At 49.2% G+C, this 21,390-nt stretch carries 19 protein-coding genes and 1 rRNA gene; 6 read left to right on the forward strand and 14 right to left on the reverse strand.

Annotated elements, in window-relative coordinates:
* Window positions 1-203, reverse strand: a 16S ribosomal RNA gene (locus DX130_RS12455); the annotation flags it as partial.
* A 574-nt stretch (window positions 204-777) separates the two neighbouring features.
* Between DX130_RS12455 and glsA the strand changes: the two genes are divergently transcribed.
* Window positions 778-1,734, forward strand: coding sequence for a glutaminase A (gene glsA, locus DX130_RS12460; RefSeq protein WP_116045950.1), 957 nt, complete (start codon window positions 778-780; stop codon window positions 1,732-1,734).
* A gap of 135 nt (window positions 1,735-1,869) precedes the next feature.
* On the opposite strand, the gene DX130_RS12465 is transcribed toward glsA, so the two are convergent.
* The 3 genes from DX130_RS12465 to DX130_RS12475 form a co-directional block, all read right to left on the reverse strand.
* Entirely contained in the window at window positions 1,870-2,352 is a 483-nt protein-coding gene (locus DX130_RS12465; RefSeq protein ID WP_240644484.1) for a YkvA family protein, read from the reverse strand.
* Between the two features lie 79 nt (window positions 2,353-2,431).
* Window positions 2,432-4,267: an ABC transporter ATP-binding protein gene (locus tag DX130_RS12470; RefSeq protein WP_116045952.1), complete on the reverse strand. Its 1,836-nt coding sequence runs from the start codon at window positions 4,265-4,267 to the stop codon at window positions 2,432-2,434.
* Window positions 4,260-5,987, reverse strand: coding sequence for an ABC transporter ATP-binding protein (locus DX130_RS12475; protein ID WP_116045953.1), 1,728 nt, complete (start codon window positions 5,985-5,987; stop codon window positions 4,260-4,262). Before DX130_RS12475 ends, DX130_RS12470 begins: the two co-directional genes overlap by 8 nt.
* A gap of 260 nt (window positions 5,988-6,247) precedes the next feature.
* On the opposite strand from DX130_RS12475, the gene DX130_RS12480 reads away from it, so the two are divergent.
* From DX130_RS12480 to DX130_RS12490, 3 genes are all read left to right on the forward strand, one after another.
* Window positions 6,248-7,156 (forward strand): GGDEF domain-containing protein, encoded by a 909-nt coding sequence (locus tag DX130_RS12480; RefSeq protein WP_165861262.1) that lies wholly within the window; start codon window positions 6,248-6,250, stop codon window positions 7,154-7,156.
* Between the two features lie 118 nt (window positions 7,157-7,274).
* Complete coding sequence (locus tag DX130_RS12485; protein WP_116045957.1) at window positions 7,275-8,729, forward strand: SpoVR family protein; 1,455 nt, start codon at window positions 7,275-7,277, stop codon at window positions 8,727-8,729.
* A gap of 117 nt (window positions 8,730-8,846) precedes the next feature.
* Window positions 8,847-9,356 carry a WGxxGxxG family protein gene (locus tag DX130_RS12490; RefSeq protein ID WP_116045958.1) on the forward strand — a complete coding sequence of 170 codons (510 nt, stop codon included), beginning with the start codon at window positions 8,847-8,849 and terminating at the stop codon, window positions 9,354-9,356.
* Between the two features lie 70 nt (window positions 9,357-9,426).
* Here the strand turns inward: DX130_RS12490 and DX130_RS12495 are convergent, their stop codons facing one another.
* From DX130_RS12495 to DX130_RS12525, 7 genes are all read right to left on the reverse strand, one after another.
* On the reverse strand, window positions 9,427-9,969 hold the full coding sequence (locus DX130_RS12495; protein ID WP_116045960.1) for a YhcN/YlaJ family sporulation lipoprotein: 543 nt from the start codon (window positions 9,967-9,969) through the stop codon (window positions 9,427-9,429).
* 65 nt (window positions 9,970-10,034) lie between these two features.
* Complete coding sequence (locus DX130_RS12500; RefSeq protein ID WP_116045961.1) at window positions 10,035-10,931, reverse strand: transglutaminase family protein; 897 nt, start codon at window positions 10,929-10,931, stop codon at window positions 10,035-10,037.
* Window positions 10,928-11,911, reverse strand: coding sequence for an alpha-E domain-containing protein (locus tag DX130_RS12505; RefSeq protein ID WP_338068638.1), 984 nt, complete (start codon window positions 11,909-11,911; stop codon window positions 10,928-10,930). The genes DX130_RS12500 and DX130_RS12505 overlap by 4 nt, the downstream gene beginning before the upstream one ends.
* A 13-nt stretch (window positions 11,912-11,924) precedes the next feature.
* Complete coding sequence (locus tag DX130_RS12510; protein WP_116045965.1) at window positions 11,925-13,382, reverse strand: circularly permuted type 2 ATP-grasp protein; 1,458 nt, start codon at window positions 13,380-13,382, stop codon at window positions 11,925-11,927.
* Between the two features lie 222 nt (window positions 13,383-13,604).
* Window positions 13,605-14,618, reverse strand: coding sequence for a globin-coupled sensor protein (locus DX130_RS12515; protein ID WP_116045966.1), 1,014 nt, complete (start codon window positions 14,616-14,618; stop codon window positions 13,605-13,607).
* 112 nt (window positions 14,619-14,730) lie between these two features.
* Window positions 14,731-15,033, reverse strand: a complete 303-nt coding sequence (locus DX130_RS12520; protein WP_116045968.1) for a rhodanese-like domain-containing protein — start codon at window positions 15,031-15,033, stop codon at window positions 14,731-14,733.
* Window positions 15,034-15,232: 199 nt separating this feature from the next.
* Window positions 15,233-17,128, reverse strand: coding sequence for a PrkA family serine protein kinase (locus DX130_RS12525; RefSeq protein WP_116045970.1), 1,896 nt, complete (start codon window positions 17,126-17,128; stop codon window positions 15,233-15,235).
* A 237-nt stretch (window positions 17,129-17,365) separates the two neighbouring features.
* On the opposite strand from DX130_RS12525, the gene DX130_RS12530 reads away from it, so the two are divergent.
* Window positions 17,366-18,085: a DUF2161 family putative PD-(D/E)XK-type phosphodiesterase gene (locus DX130_RS12530; RefSeq protein ID WP_116045972.1), complete on the forward strand. Its 720-nt coding sequence runs from the start codon at window positions 17,366-17,368 to the stop codon at window positions 18,083-18,085.
* On the opposite strand, the gene DX130_RS12535 is transcribed toward DX130_RS12530, so the two are convergent.
* The 3 genes from DX130_RS12535 to trmL form a co-directional block, all read right to left on the reverse strand.
* Window positions 18,069-19,262 carry an aminotransferase-like domain-containing protein gene (locus tag DX130_RS12535; RefSeq protein ID WP_116045974.1) on the reverse strand — a complete coding sequence of 398 codons (1,194 nt, stop codon included), beginning with the start codon at window positions 19,260-19,262 and terminating at the stop codon, window positions 18,069-18,071. The genes DX130_RS12530 and DX130_RS12535 overlap by 17 nt on opposite strands.
* A 410-nt stretch (window positions 19,263-19,672) precedes the next feature.
* Entirely contained in the window at window positions 19,673-19,921 is a 249-nt protein-coding gene (locus DX130_RS12540) for an AbrB/MazE/SpoVT family DNA-binding domain-containing protein (protein ID WP_116045976.1), read from the reverse strand.
* 118 nt (window positions 19,922-20,039) lie between these two features.
* Entirely contained in the window at window positions 20,040-20,504 is a 465-nt protein-coding gene (gene trmL / locus DX130_RS12545; RefSeq protein ID WP_116045978.1) for a tRNA (uridine(34)/cytosine(34)/5-carboxymethylaminomethyluridine(34)-2'-O)-methyltransferase TrmL, read from the reverse strand.
* A 122-nt stretch (window positions 20,505-20,626) separates the two neighbouring features.
* Between trmL and DX130_RS12550 the strand changes: the two genes are divergently transcribed.
* Window positions 20,627-21,346, forward strand: a complete 720-nt coding sequence (locus DX130_RS12550; RefSeq protein ID WP_116045980.1) for a response regulator transcription factor — start codon at window positions 20,627-20,629, stop codon at window positions 21,344-21,346.
* Window positions 21,347-21,390: the final 44 nt, after the last annotated feature.

Genomic DNA, 21,390 nt, shown 5'->3' on the forward strand with positions numbered 1-21,390 from the left:
CGGCCATGCGACCAATTCGCGTATCCGGTATTAGCATTCGTTTCCGAATGTTATCCCAGTCTTACAGGCAGGTTACCTACGTGTTACTCACCCGTCCGCCGCTAACTATCAGAAGTGCAAGCACTTCTTCAAGTCCGCTCGACTTGCATGTATTAGGCACGCCGCCAGCGTTCGTCCTGAGCCAGGATCAAACTCTCCATAAAAGTTAGTTTGAAAGCTCATTACGTTGTTGCTTCGAAGTCCTTCACATCAACCAAGGCCAATGTGAGTTCTTCTTATATCTATTAATTCCTTAGAATTAACAGGGCAGTTTCGCTCGTTGTTCAGTTTTCAAAGAACAATCAATTTCAGTGACAACGTTTTTTATCCTATCATATATCTCGTCATCGTGCAAGCTTTTTTTTAAAATCTTTTTCAGCTTCTCGTTGACGCCCGCCGTATTTCTCGGCCGGAATTAGAATATACCATAGCCTATTCAAATTGGTCAAGCACTTTTATAAAAAAACTTTACCCGCTTCTGCCTTATATGAATCACCATAGTGTTTCTTCAATAAAGTGCGTTTCGCAAAACACTTATATTCGTGGAAGAACTAGCGCGATATAATGGAGGGAAGTTGGAATCCTAAGGAGTGTTGTATAGGAATGCCGACAACAAAACAGTGGTGATCTCAACCGTTTCGTAAAAAAAGTCGGGATTACAGCACAGACTACTGTTGTTCCTGCAATCCTGCATCCATTATCATTTTCTGAAATAGCGTACTTAGAGGAGTGAGGCCCGTGACACAAGCACATAGCCACGAATCGGAGCTTGATTTGCTGAAAAGACAGTTGCCGATTTGGCTGGCATCCAGCAAAGAGCTCTGCCTGGAAGGAAAGGTCGCTTCCTACATCCCCGAATTGTCCAAAGCGCCGCAAGAAGCGCTGGGCATTCATATCATTGACCAAGCAGGACATTCCGTCACAGCAGGCGACTCCGGGCTGACCTTCACCATGCAGAGCATATCGAAAGTATTCACCCTCCTTCTTGCGCTGATGGACAACGGCGAGGATGTCGTGTTCGATAAAGTGGGAATGGAGCCGACAGGCGACAACTTCAACTCCATGCTGAAGCTTGAGCTTGTGCAGCCCGGCATCCCTTTCAATCCGTTGATCAATGCAGGAGCGATCGCCATCTCATCCCTAATTGCCGGAGGCACCTCTGAGGAAAAATCCGAGCGAACGCTGCAATTTTTCCGAAAGCTGGCACGGAACGACTCCCTTTCTTATGATATGGCCGTTTATCGCTCGGAAGCCGAATCAGCGGATTTGAACCGTTCGATGGCTTACTTCCTGAAAGACAATGGCGTGCTTAAGGGCAATGTGAACGAGGTCCTGGATATATACTTCCGCCATTGCTCCATCAGCGTCACCTGTGCAGACTTGGCGCGAATGGCTCTGGTGCTTGCCTATAACGGCACTGACCCCCTGACAGGGGTTAATCTGATCCCTCGTCGTTACGTTCAGATCGCCAAAACCTTTATGGTCACATGCGGCATGTACAACGCATCGGGCGAATTCGCCATTGAGGTTGGACTTCCGGCCAAGAGCGGTGTGGCTGGCGGCATTCTGACTATGGTACCGGGACGATACGGCATTGGCGTCATAGGACCTTCCTTAAATCCAAAGGGCAACAGCATCGCCGGCGTGCATGTACTCGAGACGCTTTCGAGGGAAATGGACTGGAGTTTGTTTTGAACGAAAAACATAAAGGGCTGTGAGCCAGCAGATTACATTGCCGGCACACAGCCCTTTATGGCCAAGACTTATAATTCCTCAGCCGAGGACGTCATTCAATATAGTATAATCGTACTGCCGGAATCCAACATCCGGTTACGGGCGCGTAATGACCTTAAAGTCACGATTGATGGCAAAAAACTGTTCCGCCTTCTCCCGATGCTCATCCGAAATTTGACTGCTGAGCGCTTTATAAGCAAGCAGGACGGCTGTAGCATCATCGGCAAATCCAATAACGGGAACAAAATCCGGAATAAGATCGATTGGCAATATCCAATAGGCTAGCGCCCCAATGGCCGTTGCTTTCGCCTTCATCGGTGTTGCCGGATCGGCAGCGCAATAATACAAGGTAACCACTTCTCTCGCAAATGGAACCTTGGCTGCATATCGCTTCACTTTGCCCCAGAATCCCTCCTGCACATACTTCTCTTGCTGATTGTAATCACCGATTTTCCCCGCCCACTTCTGAATATCCGTCTCTTGCAACTGCTCAGCCTCCACTTTCCCGGCGGGCGACTCCTCCATTTGAGCTTGTTCCTCGCGGGTCTCGGCTCCTTCATCTTTATCGGTTCGTTCCATATCATAGCCTCCTTGAAGCTTGTACTACCCCTTAATACTGTGCAATATGAAAAACGTTTCATTTGCTCATGGATCAAGCTTACGTCAGCACAACCTGTCCATTGACCAGCTTGCTGTAAAATCCGTCCTGAAGCAGCAGCTCATCATGTGTACCGCTCTCCGTTACTTCCCCGTCTTGCAGGACAATGATCCGGTCCGCCGTCTGAATCGTATTGAGCCTGTGGGCAATAACGAAGCTGGTTCTCCCTTTCATTAACCGTTGGAGCGCCTCCTGGATTTTGATTTCTGTAACCGTATCGATACTGCTGGTCGCCTCGTCGAGCACAAGAATCGTCGGGTCCGCCAGAATAGCCCGCGCTATGGCAATGAGCTGTTTCTGTCCTTGGCTAATACCACCGCCATCCGGCTTCAGCTTGGCTCCATAGCCGCCTTTCAGCCGCATAATAAAAGAATGAGCATTGGCTTGCTTCGCCGCTTCTTCTACTTCTTCATCGCTAGCATCCAGCTTGCCGTAACGGATATTTTCGCGAATTGTCCCTTCGAATAGGAACGGATCCTGCAGCACGAAAGCCATATGGGAACGCAAATTATCGCGTCGAATGGATCTGGCGGGTCGTCCGTCCATCCGAATAAGTCCAGATGACGGCTCATAAAATCGGCATAATAGCCCGATAATTGTTGATTTTCCCGCTCCTGTCGGACCAACAAATGCTATCGTCTCGCCGGGAGTCGCTTCAAAGCTGATATGATGCAAGATGGGATGTCCATCCTGATAGGCAAATGAAACGTTGTGAAATGCCACATGACCCTTCATCGTACCCAAAGCTATCGCTTCCTGCTCATCTGCCGCTTCTATCGGTTCATCTATAATGTGAAATACGCGCTCGGCTCCCGCCATAGCGGACAGCATCGTGTTCCATTGATTCGCCAAATCATTAAGCGGACGCGTGAACTGTCGTGAGAATTCAGCAAAAATCAATATCGTGCCTACCGTAACGCCATGACCGTGAATGACTAGCAAAGACCCCACGCCAACGATGAGCGCAAAGCTTAAATTATTCAAACCATTCATCAGCTTAGGGATAAAGCCGGAGATCGCTTGCGCCCAAAATCCGGAGGAATGAATTCTTTTATTACGTTCATTAAAGGCTTCTATCACGATGGTTTCACGAGAGAATGCTTTAATAATCCGTTGACCGGATAGTGTCTCCTCCACAAAGCCGTTCAAATCGCCAAGATTCCGTTGCTGTTCTTTGAATAAGCGGCTCGTTCGGTTCGTAATCCACTTCATACCTATAACCATAAGCGGAATCACCATGAAGGTAAGCAGCGTCAGCAACGGGCTTAGCGATAGCATAACGCCGACAACGCCAACTAGAAGAAGCACGCTTGACACGAGTTGGATGAATGAGCTGTTCAAGGACGAACTGACATTTTCGATATCGTTTGTTACGCGACTCATCAATTCACCATGCTGGCGTTTCGCAAAAAACGGAATCGGCAGCTTATGCAGATGAGCGAACAAATCCTGGCGCATCGCGCGCACCGTTTCCTGTGCCACCCCGATCATCCATATGTTTTGCAGCCACATCGTACAAGCATATAGTCCATACACGACAGCCATTCCAATAAGAAAAGGAATAAATCCTGAATTGCGCTTCTCTATAAATTGATCAATAGCCGTCCCTGCCAAATAAGGTCCAAGCAACGATAGGACCGTGCTGAGCACAATCATTACGAAAACAGCCGACATCCTGATGCGATGATGGGCCAAATAACGCCAAAGTCGCTTGAGCGTGCCTGTAGTATCTTTTGCCTTAGAGGGACGTTTTTTGCCCGTCTTCCCCTCGCCTCGCCCTCGACCCAGTGATTCCGGAGGTTCATAGCGGAACGGATCCCTTAATTGCTTAAGCATGGGCTGCACCCGCCTTTCCGGATTGAGACAGACAAATCTTCATATAAAGACCGGACTTTCGCTGCATTTCCTCATGCGTCCCACTGGCCAGAAGCCTTCCGTCGTCAAGCAGCAGGATCCGGTCCGCATTTGCGGTCGAGCTGACCTTCTGCGTCACAAGCAGGGTCGTACAGCTCATCGCCTTGAGCGCTTCCAGCAGTGCAGCTTCCGTTCGGACATCCAGCGCGCTCGTACAATCATCCAACAATAGAATAACAGGTCTCCGCACAAGCGCCCTTGCAATGGTCAGCCTTTGTTTCTGTCCGCCAGACAGATTGACGCCCATCTGGCCAATAACCGTATCGTATTGATTCGGAAAACGCATAATCGTCTCATGGATTTGAGCCAGCCTGGCCGCTTCCATGACCTCGTCCATCGAAGCGTCATTTTTGCCTACACGGATATTGTCCGCTACCGTCCCGGAGAACAGCACAATGTCCTGCGGCACATAGCCGATTGAATTTCGCAGACGTTCCAGCTTCATCCCGTTATGACTAAGACCGTCAACATAGACGGCACCTTCGGTTAGATCGTAAAATCGGGGGATTAGCTGCAGCAGCGATGACTTGCCGGAGCCTGTTGCGCCCATAATTGCCAGCGTCTCCCCAGGAATTGCGCGGAATGAAATCCCGCTCAATATCGCTTCTTCCGAGTCAGGGTATCGAAAGGTAACGTTCTGGAACGAGAGACCTCCCTTTATATCGGACGATGAAGGAGAAGCTTTTCCATCCGCAAGCGCGGAATCCGTTACCAACACCTCTTCGATCCGTTCTGAAGATGCTCTGGCCCTGGAGAAATTCACGACAATCATGGAGACCAGAGAAAAGACGCCCACCGTTCTGGTCGCATAGTTGACGATCGCTACAATCTCGCCTACCGTCGCGCTTCCAGCGTCCAATTGCACCCTTCCGAACCACAGCACGGCAATAATGCCTGCGTTCATGACAAGCAAAATGACGGGCATCGTCATCTCTGTCAGCCGAAGTGCCGCAACAGTCCGATCCATGAGTTCCCCACTGGACTTATCGAATCGGCCACGCTCATGCTTCATGCGCACAAATACACGGATCAACCGCATTCCAATCAAGTTCTGCTGAATAATGGCGTTGACCCGATCAAGCTTTTGCTGGACCGATCGGAACAGCTTCTCGCCCCGCTTCATGACCAACAACAAAAAGACAGCCAGGAACGGGATCGCGCCAGCGAACCATAGAGCAAGCTTCGGGTTAACTACAAACGCCATAATGATGCTTCCCACAATAAAGAGCGGAGCTCGCAGCATAATGCGCAGCCCCATAAATACCGTATTTTGCAATTGTGTGATGTCGTTCGTCAGTCTTGTAATTAAGGAAGATTCGGGAAAGCTATTGAAGTTGGCAAAAGAAAAAGACTGGATCTTCTCATATAGCTTCTCTCGAAGGTCATATCCGAAGCTCTGGCTGACGTGAGCGGCATAGAAGGAGCTTAAGATTCCAACGGCAAACGCCAATACGGAGCAAAGCAGCAAGATGCCGCCCCATAGGAAAACCACTTCCGTATCGCGCATTTGAATGCCTTCATCAATCATTTTTGCCATAATATAGGGCTGGAACAACTCAATAAGAAGTTCAATCAGCATGAGTGCAAGGGCGACGATAGCCGCCGCCCGGTAACGATTCAAATAAGAAAATACAGTTCTCATTACTAAAGTGTCCTCTCCGGCACCATCCCATGATGTCCTATTTAGTTTCCATATACATGTATTATAAAGCCTATCGTTCAAAAATGGCATGAATCTATCCTGTATGTTGGGGCAAGGGATACTAATTCCATATTCTAGGGGTAAATTCCTACTTTGCTCCTAAAATGGTTGAGGACAACCATCATTTAGACTACTATAGAACTATAAAAGCCGCTAATAACAAGGACTATAGACCCCATAATATGGCAGGAGTTGAGATCATGGGCAGCCACATTCGCTCAATCGAAGATGCCGCAGCAGAAATGATAAGTACGTTGAAGCATATCTCCAATGTCAATACAATCTGCGTAACTGCGAATGACGGAGCCATGTCCAATCGTGTCATTGGCGTCTACAATCGCGGCGAACAGCTTGCACGGCACGGAATGTCCATACCCATCCTGACAAGCACTCAGCCACATCAACAAACGATTGAATTCCATAGTGTTCCTAGTGTACTGGACGATGGCCGCATTTCCGGTTCTTCCTTTATCCCCTTTACCACGGATTGCGCGATGGTCACGGTCTCCATCTATAAGGCGGAAACATCGGCCTTAATCGGCTCCATCTGCCTGCTGGACAAGTCCCCAATCGAGCTGTCTACAGCCGAGCGGGAATCGCTGCAGTCCTTGTCCTCCCTTCTTGGATATATGATTGAACTGGAGAATGCCAGCTTAACAGATAGCCTCACCGGCTTATATAATCGCAGATACCTTGCTCACCTGTGCAATAACGGTACGGATAAGCTTTATAGCGTCCTCTTTATCGATATTGATGATTTCAAGGAAGTGAACGACCGGTACGGTCATGACACGGGCGACGCCTTACTACAGGAGATAGCCTCCAGGCTCCGGACGAGCGTGCGAAAGTCCGACGTGCTTATTCGTTATGGGGGCGATGAATTCCTCATCTGCTTTCAGCATCTAGCCGACAACAACGATCTGGCTGTCGTCGCAGACAAGATCAAGCTCTCGCTGAAGCAGCCGTACTTCATTGATGAACAGCTCGTTCATATCTATGCCAGCGTCGGCATGAGCTCCAAGCAAGGCGGGGGCTCCACGCTGCGGGAACTCATTACCGATGCGGATCACTCTATGTATGATATGAAAAACAGCGACAGGAACAAATAGCCGTCCGCCCTCATGCAGAGGAGTGAAATAACGTCCACCGTCGTCCTCATAACCGCCCTTCACGGTTCATACATATGGTATGAACCGTGTTTTATTTACCCACCTGGAGGGATGAGAGATGAATCAGGATGAGATTCGCGAGTTGGAGCGAGCCATCGACGAGATAACGGAGATCGCACAGGGCTTCGGCCTGGATTTCTACCAGATGCGTTACGAGATCTGCCCCGCGGACATTATCTATACGTTCGGCGCGTATGGCATGCCTACTCGCTTCGGCCATTGGAGCTTCGGCAAAACGTTCAACAAAATGAAGATGCAATATGATTTTGGACTTAGCAAAATTTACGAGCTTGTCATCAATTCCAATCCTTGTTACGCTTTTCTGCTCGATGGCAACTCCCTGATTCAGAACAAACTGATCGTTGCACACGTCTTGGCCCACTGTGATTTTTTCAAAAATAACGCCCGATTCAGCGTAACCAACCGCAATATGGTGGAGAGCATGTCGGCCACAGCCGATCGGATACACCAATATGAACTGCAATACGGCTCCGAAGCTGTCGAGAAGTTCATCGACGCCATCCTCGCCATCCAAGAGCATGTAGATCCTACCTTAATTAAACCGTATCAGCTGGATAAGAAACGTTATATCGAAATGAGCCAGAAAGAGCAGGAACGAGCAGCCAGTGTACAAATCCAGCCAGTCGCGTATGAGGATTTGTGGAATTTGGATACAGAGGCGGTAGCGGAGGCTCGTGCCCAAGCTGACGAAGCCGCAACAGAAGCCAAGCGGTTCCCGCCGAGACCGGAGAAGGATTTAGTCTGGTTTATCGAGGAATACTCCACTATCCTCGAAGGCTGGCAGCGAGATATATTAACGATGCTGCGCGATGAAATGCTTTATTTTTGGCCGCAGATCGAGACGAAAATCATGAATGAAGGCTGGGCTTCGTATTGGCATCAACGAATTATTCGCGAGATGGATCTGACAAGCGACGAAACGATTGAATTCGCCAAGCTGAACTCTTCCGTAGTCGTCCCATCCCGCCATAGTCTGAATCCCTATTATTTGGGTTTGAAGATCTTCGAGGATATTGAACGCCGCTGGGACAATCCGACCAAAGAAGAGCAAACCCGCTTCGGACGTGTACCAGGCAGCGGACGGGAAAAAATATTCGAAGTTAGGGAGTTCGATTCCGACATCTCCTTCCTCCGCAATTACTTAACCAAGGAGCTGGTTAACGATCTGGATTTGTATATCTTCGAGAAAAAAGGTCCGGAGTGGAAAATTACCGACAAGTCATGGGAGAACATCCGGGATCAACTCGTGTACTCCAAGGTGAACGGCGGGTTTCCCAGCTTGTTCGTAAAAGATGGCGACTTCAATCGCGTTGGGGAATTGTATCTAATTCATCAATATGAAGGAACAGAGCTTGATCTGAAATACGTGGAGCGAACTCTTCCTTATGTCGTTCAGCTTTGGGGGAAAAACGTACATCTGGAAACGATCGTCGAGGATAAGAAATTAGTATTTAGCTGTGACGGTAAAAAAACGAGCAGAAAGTTCATCTAACAGCGTCCCCCGTTACTTACCATCCCTGATCTAGCCAAAGGCCTGCATATGAAATAGCGTTGCGGCGGAACATAAGCCGGAAAGCTAATTCATTAGAGAAAGGGATGTTCAAAGCAAATGAAAAAAGCAGGATTATTCGCCATTATGTTCGCATGCTTCACAATGATCTTCACTGTTCCTTCCGCCGACGCTAACCGCGCCGCCATGGTTGAACCCAATGGCACCCTGTCAGTAGCTCCGACGCCTACAGCTTATCCCAATGGCAATTCCGTAACGAATAATGTTAACCGCGCTACAACTAATGTAGGGAATGGCGTAAACCGCGCTATCACCGGCGTGGAGAACGGTATGAACCGAGCCATTACAGGTGTAGAGAACGGTGTAAACCGTACGGCAACCGGAATGGAGAATGGTGTAAACCGTGCGCTTGGCGCTCGTGATTACAATGCCTACAATACAAATAATAATACGTATAATCGCAACAACGCAAACATGAACCGCACGAATTATAGAGCGACAGCGAACACAACAACGACTGCCAACCGCGGATTTAGCTGGGGCTGGCTTGGCCTGCTTGGTTTGTTCGGACTTGCCGGCATGAGAAGCCGCGATCGTGATCGCGTATAACTAGCCATTATAGGCAGAAGCCTTCAAGGTTCGCGATTCGCGGCCTTGAAGGCTTCTCTTTTATCACTAATTAATGACGAATGGAGGACACATCAATGGTATCTGCCAAGATGCCGATATCCTGATTCAGCATCTGTGCATGATATCCATTCTGCACCCTTGCGCTAACTGAACGGATACGCTCGCGAAGCTCATCGTTGGCCGTAATATGATACCGATACTCCGGATACTGCCAGTTCAGAGCGGACGTTACTTGCTTTTCAATCATTTTTCGCTTGCCAATGTTTTCAATCTGGAGTCCTACCAGCACATCGGTGTCATTCATTACAGCAATGGCGCTTTCGACTCCCGGCACGCTTTCTGCAATATGGGCGAGCTGATCATGGTTAATTCGGTTCTGCTTTGGATTCGTCTCAGCAATCGGAGCTCTAGCTCCATCATCCGGCGTAGCCTTGCCATCGGACGTGATCCGATTAAGCGGCTTGATCGCATTCTGCTTCACATTCCGTTCGCGATTCGTGTAATCATCAGGTTCATTCCCGCAGCCGCCCCCTAAAACTAACGCACTGCTCAAAATAACTATGGATAGCGATGTTCTGATAGGCATTCTCATCTTCAAGCACCTCCGTATATGCTTTTAACATGTACGAAGGCTACTTAAATATACATATTCGAGCCTCATTCCTCCGACTGCCATACATCCACTGCTACCTTGAGCGTCTGTGCGCCCGTGCCGCGATATACCCCCTTCACCGGAACGATATCCTTATAATCGCGTCCATGACCTAGCTTCACATATCGTTCGCCAACCGGATCTCGATTAGTTGGATCGAAGCTGCACCAGCCTAACGCGGGAACATAAGCTTCTACCCACGCATGGGAAGCTTGCACAAAGTCAGCGAACCCTCCCTGCAGATCTCCTACAAAGTGATAACCGCTCACATAACGAGCAGGGATTCCAACCGAGCGTGCGCAGGCAATCATCAGATGGGCAAAGTCCTGGCACACGCCTCTTTTTCCAGCGAAAATCTCAGAAGTTGTCGTATTTACCGTGGTGGCTCCCGGGTCATAGGTGAATTGTTCTCTGATGGAATCGCTCAGTGCTGTCAGCCAATCGAATAGATGAACGGAAGAAGCAAAGGCTCCGTCAAGCCCTAGCAGTCCGCCAGCAAAATCCTCGACCTCCGTCGTCACGGATGTATAGTCCGTATCGAGCAGAAACTCGGCGAACCGGTTCGTTGCTTCATCCGAAAGAAGCCACTGCCACTCCTGTTCAGGCAATTGGCGGCTTGCATATCGCTCGCGGTCTGAAGCGGTAGGCGCGCCTTTCGTTACAACCGTCATAGAAGTCTTAATAGCCAGGCGCTGATGTGGCTGATTAACAGAGAAGACATGCACCCGATTGCCGAAATAATCCTCATAACTTAGAAGCGGCGCATTGGGCTCCACTGTTATAGACTGGTGATAGCAGGACTGCCGCTCATTCGTGCTGGGCGTTAGCCTGATCTCATTGACACTGTCCGTCACAGCTTCCTCGTAATCGTATTGAGTGGAGTGAGTGATGCTGAGCTTCATGCACTGGCTTCCCCCATTCGAAAAAAGGTTTTGGCAAATGCAAGCCCTAGCTGCTGACAAGCCTTCAGCCAATGAGTCAGAATCATCCCTTCGGAATCGATGGTAAGATCGTCGCGTTCCATACATGCCATATCGGCTCTTACCTTTCTGACTTGACGAATCATGCGCTCGTGCTCCAGACGCAGCGTCTTGTCTTGCAGCTCGATCCCTCTCAAATGTTCATTCAACAGGTTCAGTGCATACTGCAGCGACCGAGGAAACGTCTGATTCAAAATAACAAATTCCATAATTGCCTCGACCGACAGTCCATCCGCATATTGACGGCGGAAAGGCTGATACCCGCCCACCGAGCGGAGAACAGCTTGAAGGAACGGATAAGCACCAGCTTGATCCCATCCCTCACACGCAGCTGTTTGAATCGCCGACCGAATAATACGCAGCGTGTTCTCCCCCCGCTCCAGATACCTTCCGCATTCGATAAAATGCCATTCGTTCTCACGCGGCATGACGGAGTGGCTGATTCCGAGAAATAATCCCGTCCATTCCTTCACTCGGCCGTAGAACATATGCGGCGATTCATGCAGCAATTCCTCGGGGCGCTTCTCCCGCAGCCACAAATAAAAACCGTTGGCAGCGTCCCACAGCTCGCTAGGCAACCGTTCCCTCAGCGAGCGGACATTGTTGCGGGCATGGCTCACGCATGTGATTAGCGAATTGGGATGATCACGATCCAGCGTCGTATAATGAAGCACATTCTCTTCCGTATAGGAGCCGTATTGTGCTTCATAAGCTTCGCGGCTGCCGAGGGCATCTACAATTCTCACCCATCGATGGAGTGAATCCAGCTCACCTTCTCCTGCTCTCGTATCCTTATCCAGTTGGAGATGATAATGCACATCAATAAGTCTGGCATGGTTCTCGGCCCGCTCCATATACCTCCCGATCCAAAACAATGCTTCTGCATTTCGACTCAGCATCATTAGCCCTCCTCGCTTATTGGTTCAATACCCAAGTATCCTTTACCCCGCCGCCTTGGGAGGAATTCACAACAAGCGATCCTTCCTGCATCGCCACCCTCGTCAATCCACCGGGAATGACATGAGTGTCAGCACCCATCAAAGCGAATGCGCGTAGATCTATATGTCTTGGCGTCATCAATCCGTCCACCATTACAGGCGCACGCGACAGCTTCATCGTTTTTTGAGCGATGTATCGGCCAGGCTCCTTCTTGATCGCTTCAGCAAAAGCCTTTCGTTCCTTCTCAGAAGCGGTGGGACCAATAAGCATCCCATAACCGCCGGACAAAGACGTTTCCTTGACCACCAGCTCATGCAGATGGTCCAGCACATAATCCATCTCTTCCTTGCGAGTCAGGATATAAGTAGGGACATTATGCAGAATAGGCTCTTCATTCAAATAATATCGAATCATATCCGGGACATAGGCATAGATCGCCTTGTCATCTGCCACCCCTGTTCCCGGAGCGTTGGCGATGGCGACATTCCCGGCGCGGTAAGCATTCATCAGTCCTGGAACGCCAAGCAGCGAATCCGGGTGGAAGGAAAGCGGATCAAGATAATAATCGTCAATACGCCTATAGATCACATCTACTTGCCGCAAACCGCGCATCTCACGCAAATAAATTTTATGATCCTTATATACCAAATCTCTTCCCTCAACCAAATGAATGCCCATCTGCTGGGCCAAAAAAGCATGCTCGTAATAAGCGGAATTGTAAACCCCTGGCGTCAATAGCACAATAAGCGGATCCCGATTGCCATTGGGCGACAATTGGCGCAGAGAGCTCAAGAAGGAGTTAAGGCTTCTATCCACACTCTGCACCGAGCTGGACAGATAGAGATCGTGAAACAACTCGCTCATAAGCGTACGACCTTTGAAGAGATAGGAAAAGCCGGATGGAGAACGAAGATTGTCTTCCAGAACATAATAGCCGCCATGTTCATCACGGATAAGATCGATGCCGGAAGCCGTTATATAGACGCCTCCTGGAACATGAAGCCCTGCCATCTCAGGACGGAAATACGTATTGGAGACGATCATCTTGCGCGGAATGACACCATCCGCGATGATGCGTCCCGTATGATAGACATCGTGAAGGAAGGCATTTAATGCTTTCGTCCGTTGCTGCACTCCCCTCTCGACGAGTTCCCATTCGTGACGAGGAATAACCCGTGGAATATAATCGAAGGGAATTGTCCTCTCCAGCGCATCTTGCTGGGACTCATGGCTAATGGTAAAGGTGATGCCTTCCTCCAACATCCGTTTATGGATCGCTTGCTCCCGATGTACAAGCTCCGCTGGCTGCAGCCGATTGAACAAGCGATGCACATTACGGTAATGCGGCCTAATCGAGCAATCCTTCTCAAACATCTCATCATAAAATGATTGAGCATCGTAATAAGGGAATTGCGATTGTTGGGCTGTCGACATGACAACCTCCTCCTTCATAGCGGATGTAAGCATTCTGCTGATCAAAAAGCCGAAAATCCGTTAATCTCGATATGAATAAGTCATATTTCCTTACATTAATGTGACCAACTACTTCTAATGTTAGGATAATCATACTAAAACCATAAATTGGTGTCAACTTATATTACATTCAATTCGCAAAAAAAGGAGCACTCACCTGAGTACTCCTTTCAACCCCTACTATTATTCGTGGTCCGCATGATTCAACTGCTGAAGATCCTTGGTTACTTTCTCGACCATCTGAACGAAGGAAGCAAGCTCCTGCGAACGTCCAGCCTGGTTGCGAGCCTCCACCGAGGTCTGCTCCGACTCTTGACGCACTTCGCGCAGCTTCTTCTCGATTTCTCCAAGCTTGGACGTAATGCCCTCCATAGCTCCGCGCGAGGAAGCGGCAAGCTTCCGAACCTCGTTCGCCACGACCTCGAAGCCTCTGCCGTTCTCGCCGGCTCTTGCCGCCTCGATCGCCGCATTCAGTCCCAGCAAGTGAGTCTGATCAGACAACCCTCTGATGAGGCTTCCCATCTCATGAATGCCGTCCAGCTCTTGGCGCAACTCTCCCAGAAGCGTATGCGTCTTGTCCTGCGACTGGGATGTCGATATGGCGGTAGCTGCAATCATCTGCGCCCCTTCATCCAATTCGACCATTAAGCTTGCCAATTCTTGCACAGCGCTGGTTACCGTCGTCAGCATATGCGAGCGGGAATCCGCCAATTCCTGAATCCGCTGCTGCTCATGCATATTATAAGCTTCCAGCACGAACTGGGAATCCAGATTGAACATCTTCGAGAGCGCATGCACTACTACCTGCCAGCGTTCAGGCATGGTACGCTTCAATACATCTGTCGCGATATCCAGATAAGTCATATACGATCCAAGATACCAGTCCGTCGTTAATCCGATTCGGGAATGGACAGCTCCAATTCTGATGCGGTTATCTATAAAGCTGGAATCAATGACACCCTCAGTCAAGGACATCCAGTATACTCTTTGTGTTTCTTTCAATCTATCAACCGTACTCACTTGTGAGATTATGGCCAGCAATTCCGGCTGTTGGCCGATTTTATCATAAAAGCGATTCACAACCTCTTCCACGACCTGCTGGAATATCGGTCTGCAATCTTTCAGCACTTGCAAATCCTGCTCCCCAATTCCGGTGTAGTCCAATTGCTTCCAACGTTCTGCAGTTACGTTAATCAATGCGCACACGACTCCTTAGGGTTATAGTAAAATGTCTAATATCTATTATATATCGACTATTCCGCAATTTCCCACTATCTTTTTTCGAAAAATATCGCTTGCTCCATCGCGCTCATTGACCATAATCTTTGTTCCAGAACCAGGAGGACATGCCGCCTTTCATATTGTATGACCGATAACCGGAGGCTTGAAGCCATTCGCACGCAGCCTCGCTTCGATTCCCGCTTCTGCATACCACAATAATATCCGCGATCGGGTCAAGCTCGGCTGCTCTCTCCTCCAATTGCCCGAGCGGGATGTGGATTGCACCCGGGATATGACCGTTCGTCATCCATTCCGATAACTCACGGACATCTACAATGACTGGCTTATGCCTGAGCAGCTGCTCCACTTCATACGGCATTATTTCCTTCATCGACGCACCCCTTCTCTACTAGGTATGTACACTCTAGAATTAATAATGCAAAATAATCAATCGCAAACAACATACCCCTATGGGTATAATGAGGCATAATAAAATCATAAACGATATCCGCCGAAGCGTCAACGCTTACGACCAGCAAGGAATGAAAAAAAGAAGAACCTTCGCCACGAGGCAAAGGCTCTTCCCGCTCTTATCGATTCAATAAGCTGCCTACATATCGGAGCAATTCATTCGCACAGACCGAGCAATACAAATGCTCGTCAATCAGTCGTTTAGTCACTTCATTTATTCGTTTGAGCTGACTCTCGTCCGGCGTTTTCGTTGAGGTCGTAATCTTCACAATATCCTTCAAATCAGTGAAGAGCTTCTTCTCTACCGCCTCCCTTAGACGTTCGTGACTGGTGAAGTCGAACTTTTTGCCCTTACGGGAGTAAGACGATATCCGAATCAAAATTTCTTCGCGGAACGCCTTCTTCGCATTTTCCGATACGCCGATTTGCTCCTCGATAGAGCGCATCAGCCGCTCATCCGGGTCCATCTCTTCTCCCGTCAGCGGATCTTTGATCTTGGCCCAATTGCAATACGCCTCAATATTGTCCAGATAATTTTCGAATAAGGTGCGTGCCGACTCCTCGAAGGAGTAGACGAATGCTTTCTGAATCTCCTTCTTCGCAAGCCCATCATATTCCTTGCGTGCAATGGAGATGAAGTTCAGGTATCGCTCCCTCTCCTCTTTCGTAATCGACGGATGCTGGTCAAGTCCATCCTTGAGAGCGCGAAGCACATCCAGCGCATTGATGCACTGCATATCCTGCTTGATCAGCGCACTCGAAATTCGGTTGATCACATAGCGGGGATCGATCCCCGACATGCCTTCTTCTATATATTCGTTCTGCATCTCCTTCAGATCGGCATCCTTGAAGCCTTCCACTTCCTGACCGTCATACATGCGCATCTTCTTGACGAAATCCATGCCTTGCTTTTTCGTTTCCTTTAGCCGAGTCAGAATAGAGAAGATAGCTGCCGAACGGAGAGCATGTGGTGCAATATGAATATGTCGCATGTCGCTCTGCGAGATGAGCTTCGTATAAATCTTCTCTTCTTCCGATACTTTCAGATTGTAGGGGATCGGCATCACGATCATTCTGGACTGAAGTGCTTCATTTTTCTTATTGGCAATAAATGATTTGTACTCCGTTTCATTCGTGTGGGCCACGATAAGCTCATCCGCGCTAATTAACGCGAACCTGCCTGCTTTGAAGTTGCCCTCCTGTGTCAGCGACAGCAAGTTCCATAGAAACTTCTCGTCGCATTTCAACATCTCCTGGAACTCCATAAGTCCCCGGTTCGCTTTGTTCAGCTCCCCATCAAACCGATAGGCACGCGGGTCTGACTCCGACCCGAATTCGGTAATCGTCGAGAAGTCGATGCTTCCGGTCAAGTCGGCAATATCCTGAGACTTCGGATCGGAAGGACTGAAGGTCCCAATACCTACCCGATTATCCTCGGAAATAAAGACACGCTCCACCAGGACGCTTTCAATCTGACCATCGTATTCGGTATTCAATCTCATCTGGCACGATGGGCACAGATTACCTTCAATTCTAACATTCAGCTCTTTCTCAATCTCCGGTCTTAATTCATGGGGAATGAGATGCAGAGGGTCCTCATGCATCGGACAGCCTTTAATCGAATAAACGGCGCCTTTCTGCGTGCGGGAGAAACTTTCGAGTCCTTTCTTCAGCATCGTAACAATTGTGGACTTGCCTCCGCTGACCGGCCCCATCAGCAGCAAGATCCGCTTGCGGACATCCAGCCTGCGGGCGGCTGAGTGGAAGTATTCCTCCACCAGCTTTTCTACCGCCCGGTCCAGACCGAAGATCTCCTGTTCGAAAAACTTATATGTCTTTCGACCGCCAGCTTCCTCGACACCGTAGGATTCGATCATCTCGTACACGCGTGAATGTGCGGTCATGGCCGGAGTGGGATCCTTCCTCAGCAGCTCGATGTATTCCTTGAAGTTTCCAGTCCACGCCAATCTTTCACCTTCTGCCTGATATTCCGATATTCGCTTGAAAATGTCCATGCCGTGCCTCCTCCCATCGCTTCCGTTATACGCTATTTCCTCTCCGCTCGGGATTCATTCCATGCGCTAACCTTAAGGCCCTCATTTTTTTGAAGTATTACATACCTATGCTTATACCAAGCGGAAATTGACCACTATTTTATCCCGCCGTCCTGCAAATATCGACAAGCGCCCCATGTCCTTTGGTATAATAGGTGCACCAGAGCTAAGCCACGTCCAGGGAGAGGAGAGTTATGCTTGGCTGTTCAATTGGAAGAAGAAATGTACATACCGATCAAACGGTTCTACGAGCAGCGTGGATATACCGTGAAAGCCGAAGTGATGCATTGCGATCTTGTGGCCATTCATCCGGAACGGGATGAAACTATCCTTGTAGAAATGAAAAAAACGTTCAATCTCGCCTTGCTCCTGCAAGGAATTGAACGTCTGCGCCTTAGCGGCGATGTGATGCTTGCCGTGGAGAGGAATCGCAAAAAAAGCGGAGCCCATAACCAGCGCTTCGGCGATCTGACAGAGTTATGCCGCATGCTTGGACTTGGACTAATGACTGTCACCTTCTACAAGACAAAATCACCTGTTATTGATGTATTATGCGAGCCTGGCGAACCGCCCGTTCGCGGCGCGCGCCATCGCAAGCGCAGCAAGCTGCTGATGGAATTCAAGGAACGAAGCGGTGATTATAACGTAGGTGGGAGCACCGGTAGGAAGCTAGTAACCGCTTATCGCGAAAAGGCGCTCAAATGCGCTTACGTCCTGCATATGAAGGGCCCCTCTGCTCCGCGCGAGCTAGTTGCGGCAACCGGCATTGGCAAAAGCGGCGACATGCTGAGAAGCAATTATTACGGCTGGTTCCAGCGAGTCGAGCGCGGCAAATACGCCCTGCTTCCGCAGGGCGTAGAGGCACTTTCTCAATATAGGGATGTGATTGCGGAATTCATCACTAGCTACGAGCCGTGAACTCCCCAATCGCTTCAATCAGGCGAGCCACGCCTTGCACCGTGCGCTCGCCTTTGTTGTACGTATAATTCAGACGAGCCGTATTGCGCATCGGCTGATCCGCATAGAAAGAGCTTCCTGGCACAAAGGCTACGCCCTTCTGAACAGCGCATTTCAGCAGCGTCTCCGCGTCCAGGCCATCCGGCAGCTCAACCCATAGGAACATACCGCCTTGAGGCGTTACCCAGTTTAGGCCAGGCAAGGCTTCCCGCTTCAATAGCGTATCCATCTCATTCATTCGCTCCCCGTATTCACGGGAGATGAGCGCAATGTGCGCATCCAGATCGAATCCACTCAGAAGCTGGCTTAAGATTTGCTGATCCATCGTACTCGACTGAAGATCTGCCGCTTGCTTCGCCTTAGCCACCATCCCTATGACTCGGCTGTCGCCGACTGCCCAGCCTGTACGGAGGGCCGGCGCTACTGTCTTGGAGAAGGTGCTGGTATACAGCACCGGATTGTCTTGAGCACTGCCCCCAAGAGAAAACAAGGAGGGATAGTTCTCTTCGTTGAACTTAATATCTCCATATGGATCATCTTCAATAATAAGCAACTCATATTGCTTGGCCAACCCTAGCATCCTTTTGCGGCGCTCTAGGCTCCATACGCGGCCAGTGGGATTGCTGAAGGTTGGAACTGCGTATATAAGCTTGGGCTTATGTTTACGAATAAGCTCTTCCGCTGATTCCGGCACCATACCGAACTCATCGCTCTCCGCGGACACCACGTTGAGACCATGGAGGGCGAATACCTGCAAGCAGGCCAAGTAAGTCGGCCGCTCCACCAGAATCGTATCTCCTGGCTCGGTCAATACGCCTACAAGCAGATCGATCGCTTGCTGAGAGCCGGTAGTGAGAATCATCTCCTCCGGCGTCACGCTCATACCTTTGGCCGCCATCCGCTCGGATAACTGTTCTCTAAGAGGGAAATACCCTTCCGTTAATCCGTATTGCAGCGCCCCCGTTCCTTGATCGAGCACACGTCCGGCTGCCTCTCGCACAGCCTGTACCGGGAATAGTTCCTCAGCCGGCAGACCGCCCGCGAACGATATCATATCCTTGCCTTGTGTCAGCTTCAGAATATCACGAACAGCCGATGACTTCAGCTGCGATACTCTGGATGAAAAACGGTATTCCATATCTTTCGCTCCTTCAAACGTTTTCTATGGATGTAGCTTGCTTACGGAGCTTCCCGCCGAAGTCCATCTTCTACTACTCATATCCTATATGGTAACAATGTGTTCACAACATTTAAAGTTTTCTTTTCGAAACTTGTTGGTTATAATAAAGCTAGTTAATTGGAGGTGTCGAATACATGAACTTTTTGATCGTGATGACCGTGTTTATTCTGTTCATTACCGCCATTCTAACGAGCTCTTACAACGACGACAAATCAAAAGGTCTGTAAGCAGCACGCACCTGTATCACTCGATACTTGTGTCATTTAGAAACAAATGAAGCTTCCACCCTAAGCAATTGCTTAAGGCTGGAAGCTTCATTTCGTCATTTAGCGGTAGAATCGCCTACAGCGTTCGGCCCGCTGCAACGACTAGCGCTTCAAATATCCCATTTCTTCCATACATTCTCCGCATACATAACGCTCCTTGAACTCACGAACTTCGTTCATGGAACCGCAGAATACGCATTTCGGACGGTAACGCTCCAGAATGATGTGATCGCCTTGAACGAATATTTCAACGGGATCCCCCTCGTTCATCAAGTAGCGTTTACGCAACGATTTCGGAAGAACAATACGTCCTAGCTGGTCTACCTTTCTAACAACGCCTGCTGGTTTCATCATATTCACCTCTTTTGTGTCTATTTTGTAAGTAGCTTGAGAAACCTTTGCAATATTACTATTTCGACATACTCTCAGGTTTTCCTTCCGGCAAAATTAATTTCTAAAATTCAGGCAACTATTGCAATCCTGGGAATCCAGTCTGTCTAAAAGCCTCATAAACGACGATCGCCGCAGAGTTGGATAGATTCAAAGAACGGACATTATCTGTCATCGGCATACGGATGCAAGTGTCCAAATTGACATCAATCAGCTCTTGAGGCAGCCCTTTGGTCTCTTTGCCGAATACGAAAAAGTCACCGTCTCTATAGCTGAACTCCGAATAGACCTTCGTCGCTCTTGTACTCGCATAGAAGAATCTGCCCTCCGGATGCTTGTCCTGCACTTCTTGAAAGCTGTCATAGTAATGAATATGAACCGAATGCCAATAATCAAGCCCCGCTCTCTTCAGCGTCCGGTCATCTGTGTCAAAGCCAAGTGGTCTGACCAAATGCAAATGCGTGCCTGTAGCGGCACAAGTCCTTGAGATATTGCCTGTATTCGCCGGAATTTCCGGCTCGACAAGCACGATATGAAATGCCATTGCTGTTTGTTCCCACCTTTATGAGCGCTATAATTTTACATTCGCTTTACGTACGGTTAATCTAGTGCGAAACGTCTTCCCTCATACTATACCGTATACTAGGAGGCAAAGGAGATAATTTGATGCGAAAAAAGATACTGGTCGTGGATGACGAACCTTCCATCTCCATGTTAATCGAATTCAATTTAAAGCTTGCGGGTTACGAAGTGCGCTGCGTGAGCGACGGCGAAGCCGTATTCGATATGCTGAAGCCGTTCCGCCCTGATCTGATCGTTCTCGACCTTATGCTGCCCAAGATGGACGGAATACAGGTCTGCCGGGAATTACGGAAGCAGAACAATGGCGTCCCGATCATTATGTTGACCGCCCTGCAGGATATTACCGACAAAATCACGGGACTCGATAACGGAGCCGACGATTATATGACCAAGCCGTTCAGCCCGCAGGAGCTGATCTCCCGTATTGGAGCCCTGTTCCGCAGATTGCAGACAATACCGGGAGCAACCGACGAGACACAAATCGCCATTGGCCGACTTTCTGTTCATGTTGATCAGCGCGAAGTTTTTATGGATGGGAAGCTTATCGACCTTACGCCAAAAGAATTCGAGCTTCTGCTGTTCTTGTCGAAGCATAAGGGCAAAGTGTTAAGCCGCCAACAGCTGCTGCATGGCGTATGGGACTACCACTTCCTCGGAGATACGCGAATTGTGGATGTCCATATCAGCCATCTTCGCGATAAGCTGGAGAAGAATGCCCGCTCACCTGAATATATTATGACTGTCCGCAACGTCGGATACAAGATGCACGGTCCTAGCGCGGCTAACGAATCCTCGCTGGCGTAACGAAGTAGAACTCATGACGAAAGACCGCCCTCCCATTCGCCTGC

The sequence above is a fragment of the Paenibacillus paeoniae genome, assembly GCF_003388735.1.
GTDB classification, from domain to species: Bacteria; Bacillota; Bacilli; order Paenibacillales; family Paenibacillaceae; genus Pristimantibacillus; species Pristimantibacillus paeoniae.